Below are 13098 nucleotides of genomic sequence, written 5' to 3'. Positions count from 1 at the left end.
ATATCGACAAAGTGCACAAGCTCAAGATCTTTATTTTAGTGATACTGACAAAAATACCAAACAACTCGCTAAAAACAGTATTTTTACATTGCAAATTGTGCAAGATGAAATATAATAAAACATATGGGATCGATTCCACATTTATTTCATTCTTTTTTCGATCCTGGAAAGGAAACTTCTATGAAGGCATACAGAAGATTAGGAGCAATCGCAGTTTCTTTAGCTATTCTCTTAACAGCGTGCCAAGAGGGTAGTTCAACAGAAAACAGCAGTTCTAGTATTTCTAATAAGGAGTCTGAGATGACTAGTGTAGAGAACACTTCGAAAGAGACAGAAGCAACTAAAGAATCTGATAAGGAAGAAGTTGAGGAAACAAAGAACCCTTACGAAATGATAATTCCTGAAGCTAAAATTTGGTCAACGGAAGATTTGTCTGATGAGAACTTTAATCTCAAAGGTGTAGAAAAAGTAGAAACCATAGGATTAATAACCGGAGATGGATCACCTAACATGACCAGAACTAGATTTAGAGTAGGTGGAACAGATCTTGGTATTCCAGTAATTCATAATGATAAGTTATATCTTTGGTTTGGTGATACTTTCTGGGGAGATAGTCAAGGACATCCAATGGCTGGTGGATTGTGGCGAAGCAATGTTTTAGCTATTAGTGATGATAAAGATTTCTCTGATGGCTTAGAAATATCAGATATGATCGGCAACAAGTCAGGTAGTACAAAAGTTGCTATGGAGCTTTTATCAAGTAAGAAACGCCCAGGTAATGAGAATACAGTAATCCCAACAGGTTCAGTATCAATTGATGGCAAATTATACGTTTACTTCATGAGTGTTAAAGAATGGGGTAAACCTGGTCACTGGACAATAAACTATGGTGGATTAGCAGTTTCTGAAGATGATGGAGAGAGCTTCAAGAAGCTAGATAACGTCAGTCTAGATCCGGATAAATTTGGTCAAGTAGCAGCTATTATTAAAGATGATTATGTTTATGGTGTTGGTATAGGTGGCGGTAGATATGGTAACGCCTATCTAATGCGAGTTAAACAAGATCAGATAGAGAATACTGAAGCATATGAATATTTATCAGGAAAAAATAATGGTGAACCTGAATTCTCAGCAAATGTAGAGAATGCAATACCTATTATTGAAGATACAGTTGGTGAACCTTCTATTATGTGGAATGAATATCTCCAAGAATATGTAATTACATATCTCCAAGAACCTGCGCATGGAATTATTATGAGAAGTGCAAAAGAGCTCTGGGGGGATTATAGCTCAGACTTACTTATTGCACACTCAGATGACTTCACTGCATTGTATGGAGGATTCGTTCATGAGGTTATGACTGAAGAAGATGGCAAAGTATTCTATTACATAATGTCTATGTGGGATCCAGTTTATAACTCAATTTTAATGAAAGTAACTCTTAAGTAATTTATCTCTAATTTTATTTTAATTAGAGAATGAGGAAATTAAGGAAGAAGTAACGTAGGCGTTAGTTTCAGAAGAATTTCGAAGAACATTCAATAATTTATTTAGTGCAGTAATTGAATTTTAATAAGCGAGTGATTGATTAATCCCCTGTATTGAACCTATCAATTAATCTTATATAGAAATCCTTTTACATGTACAAAAAAAATATTAACTTTAAATTAAATGTTCTTCTAAAAAAAGTAATACGAGGAGGGTATTATGAAAAAATTCAAAACATTAGCTATTTTATTAGCAGGTATTCTTGTACTAAGTGCATGTAACAGTAATACTGGTAATACTGGTAAAGAGCCAAGTGATTCTGGTTCACAACAACAAGAAGAAACAACTGATGGTGAAAAAGATAAACCAGCAGATGAAATGAAGAATGTTGATGAAGCAACAGGTTATGAATGGCCAGCATTGCCAAAAGGTGATGGTAGCGAAATTATTGTTTGGAATAGACCTTTTGAAGAGTGGAACCAAAAACACTTTGAGGAGAAAGTTGAACAATATAATCAGGCAGACAGGGGCTATACTGTAAAACAAGAGTTCGTTTCTGACGCAACTTGGGGAGAGCAAATGGTAGCAGCTCAAGCTACAAAGACAGCTCCAGACGTATATCTAGCTTCTTATAACCACCTTTGGGGTTCAGTAGATGATGAGACAATCCTACCTCTTAACGACATATTTGCTCAATCACAATTAGATGATATTTCAGATAACGTTAGAGAGATGGTAAGTTTCAATGACAAAGTTTACGCATATCCTCAATTAGTAGAACCTTCAACAGTTTTGTTCTATAGAACAGATAAATTTGCTGAAGCAGGTATTGATAAAGCTCCAACAACTTGGGCAGAATTAATAGAAGCAGCAGAGAAATTGAAACCATTAACAGATAATAACTCATTCGCTTTAGGTATCGCTGGATTCGGTGTTGATATGGCATGGGGTACATGGGGATGGCAATTAGGTGCTGCAGGACACTGGCCAATCGAAGATAGTTGGGCAAAACCAGCTGTAGATGATAGCTACAAAGAACTAGCTTTATTCTGGAAAGAACTATATGACAAACAATTAGTTCCAGAGCAAGCATTATCAGCATATAACGACATTACTCCTTATGGTGAAGAAGGTCTATTCATGGCATTCTCAGGATCATGGGGTATTGCACAATTAATTAATGACTATCCAGAAGTATGGGAAAATACAGCAATTGCTGTTCCACCAACCAAAGATGGAAATACAAACTCAACAATTTCTACAAACGGTGGTTGGACATACGTAATCGATGCTCTAACACAAAAAGTAGATGGTGCTTATAACTACATTAGTTGGTTGTTAGCAGAAGATCCAGCAAGACCAGCAGAATTCTTCGAAATTGCTCAATATTCTAAGTCACCAACACGTAAGAGTGTTCATGACTACATTGACAAGGCTGTATCTGCTCCTGATCATTCAGGCGTAGTTGCAGAGATCGCAGGTAGAGCTGTTGCTGAACCAAACTACCCATTCTCAATTTCACAAGAAGTTGCAACATTATTTGAAAAAGTTGCTTTATTAGGAACAGATGCAGATCAAGCTGTAAAAGAAGCAAATGATGCTATTACAGAAATTATCGAGCGAGAACAATTAGAAGGAAAGAATCCTAGAAATTAGAGCTACTTATTAAGTATTTCTTACTAAGATTAGGAGTAAGATTGTATGAAAAAGCAAGAAGCTGAAAAAAATAAAACGATTGGCGGAACCAAAAGGTTCCGCAACCGTTTATCACCCGTTGACAAGAAGGAAATGCCAGTTTCTTATCTAATGTTGTTACCGGTACTATTGATACTTACAATTTTTGTTTGGGTACCATTTGTATATGCATTGGAGAGAAGTTTCTGGGACTGGAACTTTTATAAAGATTCAGAATTTGTCGGACTTAGAAATTTCGAGCTGATCTTAAGAGACAAAAGCTTTAGGAAATCAGTTGTAAATGGTTTTAAGTTTGTTATTATTCAAGTCCCAATTGGTATAGCTGTACAATTCTTATTTGCCAATATGATAAAGAAAACCAACGCAAGAGTTCAGAATACGGTTAAAGGAATAATCTATATACCAGCAATTCTCTCAGGAATTATGGCATCTGTTATTGCTACATTTATTTTGAACTATAGAGGTGGTATCTTAAACCAAGTATTAATGGCATTAGGATTTGATAGATTTGCCTTTGGTACTGACAAAACAGGTTGGGCAGCAACTTGGGTAATCGTCATAATGAATACCTGGTTAGGCTTCGGTGGAGGAGTAATCCTAATGTATGCTGCGCTAAATAGTATCGATACGTCGTTCTATGAAGCTTCAGCAATTGATGGAGCAAGTAAGTTCCAACAAATGCTCTATATTACTTTGCCACAGATGAAAAATATTTTTATTCTTGTCGGAATATCTGGAACAACAGGAACACTACAAATGTTTGACATTCCTTTCATGTTAACTGGTGGTGGTCCGCTAGAAGAAACCTTGACTCCTATGTTATTTATTTATAACAATATGCGAGATTCAACCAAAGGTATGGGCTATACAATTGCTGGAGCTTTAATCATGATGGTAATTATTACATCATTTAACGTACTTCTATTCGCATTAGTTGGCTCAGAGAAGAATCAAGAGTAGGAGGAAATTATGGTTAAAAATACAAATCCAATTTACAAAACAATGGTTTGGATAATAATTCTAGTAGCATGTTTCTTAGCAATATTTCCTTTAATATGGATGATCTTAGCTTCTTTTAAAACCAAAACAGAAGTTTTCCGTGTACCTTTACAAATATTACCTGATGAGTGGAACTTTTCTAACTATGAGAAGATATTCGTCAAAGATAATAACTTTGTAAGATCAATGATATCAACGTTCTTTGTATCAACAATAGCGGTTACCTTGTCTTTGTTTATCAATACTATGGCAGCATATGTATTTGCTAGAACAGAATTCCATGGTAAGAATGCCTTGTGGTGGTATGTACTGCTAACAATGTTTATACCGGGAATGACAATTAGCTTGACCTCATTCTTAGTTGTTTACAATCTGAACATGTTAAACACTTTCTCAGTTTTGATCTTGCCAGGATTAGCATCTGGTTATAGTGTATTCTTCTTTAGACAATTCTATTTGAGCATACCGAGATCGTTTGAGGATGCGGCAAGAATCGATGGGGCTAACCGATTTATGATTTACTTCAATGTATTTCTACCTTTATCAAAGGCAGCCTTGGTCGTATTTGGTATGGGAACTTTCCTAGGCTATTGGAACTCATTCTTATGGCCATCCTTGACAGTTACCGATCCAAACAAACAGCAAATTATGCAAATCATTAGATCTATGAGTTCTATGTACTCTTCAGAATATGGAACAATAATGGCAGCTACAACAATAGCTACTATCCCTGGATTTATACTGTTCTTAATCTTTAAACGTTATATAATTCAAGGTGTAGTTTTATCAGGAATCAAATAGGTGTAAGGTGTATTAAATGAAAACTTACTTAGAAAATATAAAAACAGAAATTAATAATTTCATAGATGACATTGATGTTGATGCAATAAATGCAGCAGTTCAGCTTATCAATGAGGCAAAGAAAAATAACAATAGATTACATATGAGCGGAATTGGTAAACCTTCATATGTTGCGGCATATGGAGCATCCCTGATATCCTCAACCGGTACTCCAGCATATGTTTTGGACGGTACTGAAGCAGTACATGGTTCTTCAGGACAGTTAGTAGAGGGCGATGTTGTAATCTGTATCTCAAATAGTGGAGAGACCCAAGAATTATTAGCAACAGCTCATGCTATTTTAAATAATGGCTGCAAGATAATTGCTATTACATCTAATCCGGAATCTTCATTAGCTAAGTTGGCAGAGATACATATTCAGGCAAAAGTTGAACAAGAAGGTGGCCCATTGAATAGGGCACCTAGATCTTCAATTATTGCTGAACTTATTGTTGTACAACAATTATCTGTGGAATTACAAGAATCCTGCGATCTATCTGTCAAAGAATATTTGCAGAGACATCCAGGAGGATCATTAGGTAAATTAAGAGAGAACGAAAAGATTTAGTCTCTAATATTCATTTTAGTAAAAATAAACTAGCGTAGTTCAGGATTCGAGCTACGCTAGTTTTGTTTTGTTTGAATTTGTATTTTTTAATAAATAAGCATTAATCCTTGCTGAACAACTTCTTGAATTCAGAGAATAGGCTTGGCTTGTTACCATACTTAAGAGTTGCATTACGGTAGATCTTAGTACATATCCATGCAACAAGTACTATAGTCAATACAAGTATTGCCAGTGAGATTAGTAATTCAACTAGTGAAACACCAAATGAGACGTAACGAACAAACATCAAATATGGTGATGTGAATGGTACGTAAGAACCAATGGTTAATATTTTGTTATCAGCACTTCCTTGTAAACTAGACATTGATATAACGAAACCAATTACAACTAGCATAGTTACTGGCATGATAGCTTTTTGCAAGTCTTCTATCTTGCTGACAATAGCTCCACAAGCTGCGAAAATAAATAGATACAACAAGAATCCGAGCAAAGCAAAGGCCAAGAATACTAGAACTACGTCGACGCTTAGATTGTTTCTTAACAACATCACTACAAATTCTGAATAATTATTTTTGTTAAGAGTTGTTCCCAACAAGAGTGCTCCTAATAACATTAGAACTTGTAATAGAGCAGCCACGAAACCTGCACTAACTTTACCCCAAACTAGACTAGTAGCACTAGTATTGGTTACTAGAATTTCCATAGTTCTATTTGATTTCTCGTTAGCGACCATAGAGGAAACGTTGGATCCATAGAACATTATCATCATGTAAATTACGAAAACACCCAAGTATGAGAAGAAGAAGTTTTGGTTTGCTGATTTTTGTAAAGAAGTGACTGTAATTGGCACGTCGTCAACCATAGCTGCTTCGACTATCTCTGGATCAAGTCCAGCTTCCACGAGATTGATATTGTTTAATGCGTCTATGAATCCTTCTCTGTAAACTTCAGTATTATTCTGGAAAGTTTCGCTCTTAAGAACTACTTCAAGTTCACGGTCTTTAATTACTACTGCGGCAGGAATTTCATCAGCCAAAACTTCGGATTTAAGTTGATCGAAGTCTTTTGATTCTTGCATAACAGAGAATGGGAACTTGCTTTTGAGTATATTACTATCTACCGAGCCGTCTACTATATATTTACCGTATTGAGCTACATTAAGTTCGCTTCCTTCATCTGCAATATTTTGCTCGGTCCCGGCACCTGGTTCTGGAGCACTATTAGATGAGAAGAAGTTTGAGATAGTAGGTATGCTAGTTAGCAGAAGGATAATTAATATCAAAATAATATTACTTACCCAGAAGCTTTTTTTCTTTATTTGATTTTTGAATTCAAAATTAAAAACATTACGGATATTACGCATGTGCTTCACCTACTTTCGCAATAAATATGTCATTCAGACTTGGTTTATAGTCTGAGAATAACTCAATTTCTCCACCGATTGCTGCAAGTACAGATAGTACCTCAGCGTTAGGCATATTAAAGTCTACGATTAATGAAGTTCTGTCTGCTTCAATATGGAAATCACCCTGTGCTAATAATTTTTCTTTTAGTTCTTCTTGAGACATATCCTTAATGATTAAGCGTTTACGACCATGTCCGAGCTCAGCTTTAACCTTGTTTAAAGAGCCATTGAGAATAATCTCTCCGTTATTTATCAGAACTATATCATCACAGAATTCTTCAACACTAGACATTTGGTGGCTTGAGAATATGACTATTCTATCTTTCTCAACAAAATCAATAATAACTTGAGATAAACTCTGAGCATTTACCGGATCAAGACCAGAGAAAGGCTCATCCAAGATCAATATATCGGGATCATTAATGACTGATTGAATGATCTGGATTTTTTGCTGATTACCCTTGGACAAAGTTTCCAAATTTTTACCCTTATAATCTAGAAGCTCGAATCTTCCAAGCCAATATTCTATAGCTTGATTTAGTTCAGACGTTTCCATGCCTTTGAGCTTACCCAGATAGTATAATTGCTCACCGACTGATACATTTGGGTACAAACCTCTTTCTTCAGGCATATAACCAATCTTATATTTAGATCTATCGAACTCTTCGCCATCTAGAAGTACTTGCCCGGAGTCTGGGTTAAAAACTTGCATAAGTATACGAATAGTTGTAGTTTTACCAGCACCGTTACGACCAAGGAAGCCGAGAGGTTTACCAGATCTAGCAACAAAAGAAACATCTTTTAGAATGTGCTTGCCGGAGAAACTCTTATTAATATCTATCAACTTTAATTCCATTAATATTCTCCTTTCTTGAAAAAATATTTGTATAAAACGTTTAAGTATACGAATCATACTGGAATAATAAATTTTGATATATTATAGCATATGATTATTCAGCGGTTTTTATAAAGAGATTAAAAAAAGATATTACAAGCGCTTTTCAAATTTGAGCTCACAATGAAGCAAAAGTTAACTTATATAGTCTTCAATGGTTAAAATGCATATTATTTTCTAATTAGTTTGTGCTAATTTTACAAAAACATGGAAATATCTCGAAAATACAAGAAAAAATAAATTTAAGTTCGAAAAAAGAATAATTTTTCTATACAATTAGATTATACGATTAAGTTTTCTTTACCTAAAAATATGTAAATTATATTATAAAAAGAAAACTAATAAGAATTGAGAGAGGAAACAGATATGGAACACATTCAAAGATTTTTTGAGTCATCAGTAGGACATTTTGTTCTTGGTGTTATTTTAATTCTTGCAGCATGGCTAGTTGCATCTGTAGTTAGATGGATTTTTAATAATGCTTTACAAAAAACAGCATTATCTAGAAAATTAGCAGACTGGGGAGTAGTTAAAGATCCAGACAAGGCTTCAAATCTAATTAGTATATTTGGCCAAGTGCTTTACGCTTTAGTATGGGTATTCTTCTTACCAGGAATCTTAGAACAATTTGGTCTAAATTCATTGGCAAGCCCAATTACAAATATGATGAGCAGTATAGTTGCCTTCATACCTAGATTATTAGGTGCTGCTGTTTACGCATTATTAGGTATTTTGGTAGCTAGAATTGTAAAACACCTAGTTTACAACTTAGCTTTGGGACTCAATGTAGATAAATGGTCAGAGAAACTACAATTAAATGGAGATGTAGCTGCTAGAGAGAAAGAAACAAGAAGATATAGCTTGGCTAATGTATTAGGAAATATTGCATTTGCATTAGTTATTATTCCTTTCATCATTCCAGCTCTTGAAGCATTAGAAATGCACTCAATTACAGCTCCAATCGTAAATATTTTGAACACAATTCTATCAGCAATTCCAAACATGTTGGTAGCTGCAGTTTTAGTATTCGTTGGTGTGTTAATTGCTAAAGTTGTCTCCAATATTCTCCACGGTCTACTAGAGAATACAGGTATCAACCAAGTTAATAACTTCTTAAGCGATGATGGTAGCGTTAAAGTAAACTTCGCAAAATTAATTAGCGAAACTGTTGCAGTAGTTATCGTAATCTTCTTCGCAGTAGAAGCATTGAATGCGCTAAACTTACCAGTATTAAGTGCAATTGGTTCATCAGTAATTGCTTACCTACCTAGCGTAATTGCTGCATTAGCAATTTTAGTAGCAGGTCTATTGGGTGGTGCTGCATTAGCTAAATTCATCCGCAATAACTTAGGTTCACAACTTTTAGGTAACCTAGTTCAAGGTATCTTGGGTGTATTTGCTGTATTTATGGCATTAAACCAATTAGGAATAGCAACAGATATCGTTAATAAAGCCTTCGTATTGATAGTTGGTGCAGTTGCAGTTGCATTCGCTATAGCATTCGGTCTAGGCGGAAGAGACTTCGCAAGCAAACAATTAGATAAATTAGAGAAGACTGTTGATAATGAAGCTGAAAAAGTAAAATCAACAACAAAGAATAATGAAGAAAATACAGAACTATAGTTAGAAACTTAGTTGCAAAATTCAGCTAAAAATCAACTAAGAATTAACTATTGTATGAAATAAACTAATACATTAAACCGTACTGAGACTTGTAAAGACTTCATGGTCACTCACAAATCGCAGTGCGGTTTTTTCTTGCAAAAAAAGCAAAATACTAACGAGCAATAAATATAGTGTTTTACTAGTTTTTAACAGGAGAAAAACTCTAGCTTTTTACCAGATAAACGACCAAAAATAAAAGCATTAAATGGTATGCTTAAGTAGAACATAATTTATAAATCTATAGGAGTGCAAAATATGAATATACACGATTTAGAGAAATATCATTTGAACCCCGAGATAACTCAATATGGAGCAGTACCAGCTCATGCTTACTTTATACCTTTCCCATATGTAGAGGATGTAAGAGCGTTAAGTAGTGCTTTAGTGCATGAGCCTAGTCTGGATGTGAGATATCTTTCTCCAAGCTTGCAGAGCTTAAACGATGACTGGTATTTTGCCTACTACAACAATTGGCGAGAAGTTCCAAGAGAGTTCGGTTTGGAGCCATGTCTAAGTGAGGATTTAAACGCTAAGACCATCCCAGTACCATCTAACTGGCAAAATCATGGATACGATCAACATCAGTACATTAACGTACCTTATCCTTTCCCTGTAGATCCACCATATGTCCCAGATGAAAATCCAGTGGGTGCCTACGAATACAAATTCTACTCAGATGAGGATCAAGCTGATCAGAATGCTTACCTAAATTTCGAAGGTGTAGATTCTTGTATATATCTTTGGTTAAATGGTGAATTTGTGGGATATTCTAGTGTATCTCATGTCACTCATGAGTTTGATATTAGCGATTATATTCAGTCAGGCGAAAACTTGCTGCAAGCTTTGGTATTCAAGTGGTCAGCAGGCTCATATTTGGAAGATCAAGACAAGTTTAGAATGTCAGGAATTTTCCGTGATGTATATATTCTTTATCGCCCAGAAACACACATTGTAGACTACGTAATTAATCACGAACTTAATGATAGTTTGGATAAAGCTGAGATCCAAGTCGATCTTGAATGGAATGAGGAAGCTGAAAAAAGTATAATAGACAGTGCAATTATAGAAGTTGTAAATCCTCGAAACGATGAATTAATCAAAGAGTTCAAGGCTGGCGAGAAGATAGTTATAGAGAACCCTACCCTTTGGAATGCTGAAGAACCTTTCTTATATTCAGTACATATTTCTTACAAGGGCGAAGCGATTAGACAAGACCTAGGTTTGCGTAAGATTGATATAAAAGGTGATACATATTTAATTAATAATCAAAATATCAAGATTAAAGGTACTAACCGTCACGACTCAGATCCAGTCACAGGTTTCTACATTACTCCGGAACAGTTGTTGACAGACTTAAGTCTAATGAAAGCTCATAACATTAACGCTATTCGTACAGCTCACTATCCTAATGCGCCATGGGCTTATGAATATTATTCACGCTTTGGTTTCTATGTATGTGATGAAGCTGATATAGAAATGCACGGAGCGGTAGAGTTATTTGGTAGTCGTGGTTGGATAGCAAACCCAGACCCTGAAACAGTTGTAACAGAAGTTTACTCATATCTAGCAAACTTAGATATGTTCTATCAAAATCAATTAGAGCGTATTCAGAGAATGTTCTATAGAGATAGGAACCAGAGCTCTGTTGTAATTTGGTCATTGGGTAATGAGGCTGGATATGGTCCAGGTTTTGAGGCTGCAGCTAAGTGGTTGAAAGAAAATGATCCAAGCAGAAAAATCCAATACGAGAGTGCAAATTATAGAGAACCATACTTTAAGTCTGACCTTGAATATCTAGACTTCGTTTCACATATGTACTCACCTATGGAGCAACTTGATGCCTATACAGCTAGAGAAGATGAGAAGAAACCTTTTATCCTAATAGAATATATCCATGCTATGGGTAATGGGCCTGGTGACGTAGATGCATACTGGGAGAGAATTTATGATAATGATTGTCTAACTGGTGGTTTCGCTTGGGAGTGGTGTGACCATGCAATTTACAAGGGCAAAGCCGATAATGGACAAGATATTTACTATTATGGTGGTGACCATGGCGAAGATTTCCATGACTCAAACTTCTGTGTAGATGGATTGGTTAAACCAAATAGAGAGATTAGTCCTGCTCTAGTAGAGTACGGTAATGTACTACGTCCACTTAGATTAGTTGCAGAGGATAATGCAGCAGAAGAAGCTTTGGCGGGTAAAGTTAAGGTCCAAAACATGCTTGACTTCGCAGATGCAGGCCAGAAGGTAATTATTAGTTTTGAATATCAAATAAATGGTGAAACTTTAACAAGTGGTAGTGTTGTAGACTTTAGCCTTCCAGCAAGAGAGAGTTTAGTTATAGATTTAGAACTTGATGAAAGTGAGAAATCAGAGCTAGAAGCTGCTATGTCAGCAGATGCTAATATTTATTTAAACTTAAGTTACTTAAATATTGACGATAGTATATTGTTAGAAGATCTAGAGCTTATGGGCTCTGAGCAATTAATAATTAATGAGGCGAAAGAAGTTGACGTTGAGAAGCTTTTCCCAGAGTTTAATTGCTTAATAGAATCTGCTGAGAGCGCTGATAGCCTTGAGGTTCTAGACTATGAGGATAAGTTAATTATCAAAGGCGAGAACTTCAAGTATGAATTTGATTTGTTAAAAGGAATGCCTGCCAAGATAGTCTACGATAATGAGATCATCATGTCAGACTTGGTAGAATATAATATTTGGCGAGCTCCTACAGATAACGATATGTTTATCAAGCATGAGTGGAAGCAAGCTGGACTAGACAGAGTTTTATCGAAGTTAAAAGACTTAGAGTATGAGTTGCATGAGGATGGATTAGAGATTAAGACACACATTACTTTGACACCGAAGATGAGACAACCTATAGCACAAGTTTATGCAAATTGGTTTATCTCAAATCTAGGAGAAATAAAAGTTAAATTAGATGTGGATAGAGATAGGAGTCAACCATGGTTCAAAGGCTTCCCGGACTACCCAATGTCAGCAGCAGAGCAAGAGCGAGCAGAGAAGGGATTCCCATTCTTACCGAGATTCGGTTTACGTTTGTTCTTGGACAAGGATTTCGAGAACTTAGCCTACTACGGTATGGGACCAGGTCAGAACTATGAGGACTTCCAAGATGCTGCTTATATGGGTAAATTCTATAGCTCAGTTGAAGCAGAGTATGTAGACTTTATTAAGCCACAAGAGCATGGAAACCACGAGAAGACCAAAGCAGTTTTACTCTCTAATGAGTATGCCAAGGCTTTACAGATAAGTTCTGAAAAAGATTTTGCTTTCTCAGCAAGCCAATTCACACAAGAAGAGTTAGAATCTAAGGCTCATAACTATGAATTAGAAAAACATAATAAGACCGTTCTTTGCTTAGATTACAGAATGAGTGGATTAGGATCTAATAGTTGTGGTCCATTGACTCGTGAGGAATTTAGACTAAATGAAGAGAAATTCTCTGTAGAGTTTACTATTAAACCAGGAGAGTTAGAGTTTGAGTAAACCTTAGAACAATAGAGAAAATGAGGGAGG

Annotated in this window: 9 protein-coding genes; 7 read left to right on the top strand and 2 right to left on the bottom strand. The window is 35.6% G+C overall.

The features are described from left to right. Positions 1-180: 180 nt before the first annotated feature. The 5 genes from C5Q98_RS06880 (at position 181) to C5Q98_RS06860 (ending at position 5590) form a co-directional block, all read left to right on the top strand. Positions 181-1449 carry a DUF4185 domain-containing protein gene (locus C5Q98_RS06880; RefSeq protein WP_158695738.1) on the top strand — a complete coding sequence of 423 codons (1269 nt, stop codon included), beginning with the start codon at positions 181-183 and terminating at the stop codon, positions 1447-1449. 258 nt (positions 1450-1707) lie between these two features. Further along, positions 1708-3144, top strand: a complete 1437-nt coding sequence (locus tag C5Q98_RS06875) for an ABC transporter substrate-binding protein (RefSeq protein ID WP_106012897.1) — start codon at positions 1708-1710, stop codon at positions 3142-3144. Positions 3145-3189: 45 nt separating this feature from the next. Further along, positions 3190-4143 (top strand): carbohydrate ABC transporter permease, encoded by a 954-nt coding sequence (locus tag C5Q98_RS06870; protein ID WP_106012896.1) that lies wholly within the window; start codon positions 3190-3192, stop codon positions 4141-4143. Positions 4144-4152: 9 nt separating this feature from the next. Continuing rightward, positions 4153-4983, top strand: coding sequence for a carbohydrate ABC transporter permease (locus tag C5Q98_RS06865; RefSeq protein WP_106012895.1), 831 nt, complete (start codon positions 4153-4155; stop codon positions 4981-4983). Between the two features lie 16 nt (positions 4984-4999). Continuing rightward, on the top strand, positions 5000-5590 hold the full coding sequence (locus C5Q98_RS06860; protein ID WP_106012894.1) for an SIS domain-containing protein: 591 nt from the start codon (positions 5000-5002) through the stop codon (positions 5588-5590). A gap of 100 nt (positions 5591-5690) precedes the next feature. Here the strand turns inward: C5Q98_RS06860 and C5Q98_RS06855 are convergent, their stop codons facing one another. Then, positions 5691-6953 carry an ABC transporter permease gene (locus tag C5Q98_RS06855; RefSeq protein ID WP_106012893.1) on the bottom strand — a complete coding sequence of 421 codons (1263 nt, stop codon included), beginning with the start codon at positions 6951-6953 and terminating at the stop codon, positions 5691-5693. Then, positions 6946-7851, bottom strand: coding sequence for an ABC transporter ATP-binding protein (locus C5Q98_RS06850; RefSeq protein ID WP_106012892.1), 906 nt, complete (start codon positions 7849-7851; stop codon positions 6946-6948). The genes C5Q98_RS06855 and C5Q98_RS06850 overlap by 8 nt, the downstream gene beginning before the upstream one ends. Positions 7852-8256: 405 nt before the next feature. Between C5Q98_RS06850 and C5Q98_RS06845 the strand changes: the two genes are divergently transcribed. After that, positions 8257-9513 (top strand): mechanosensitive ion channel, encoded by a 1257-nt coding sequence (locus C5Q98_RS06845; RefSeq protein ID WP_106012891.1) that lies wholly within the window; start codon positions 8257-8259, stop codon positions 9511-9513. Between the two features lie 297 nt (positions 9514-9810). Continuing rightward, positions 9811-13068 carry a glycoside hydrolase family 2 TIM barrel-domain containing protein gene (locus tag C5Q98_RS06840; RefSeq protein ID WP_106012890.1) on the top strand — a complete coding sequence of 1086 codons (3258 nt, stop codon included), beginning with the start codon at positions 9811-9813 and terminating at the stop codon, positions 13066-13068. The last annotated feature ends 30 nt before the right edge of the window (positions 13069-13098 follow it).

The sequence above is a fragment of the Fastidiosipila sanguinis genome, from assembly GCF_002998295.1.
Classification (GTDB): domain Bacteria; phylum Bacillota; class Clostridia; order Saccharofermentanales; family Fastidiosipilaceae; genus Fastidiosipila; species Fastidiosipila sanguinis.
The sequence above is the reverse complement of the archived record's forward strand: the minus strand, read 5'-3'. Positions and strand labels throughout refer to the sequence as shown.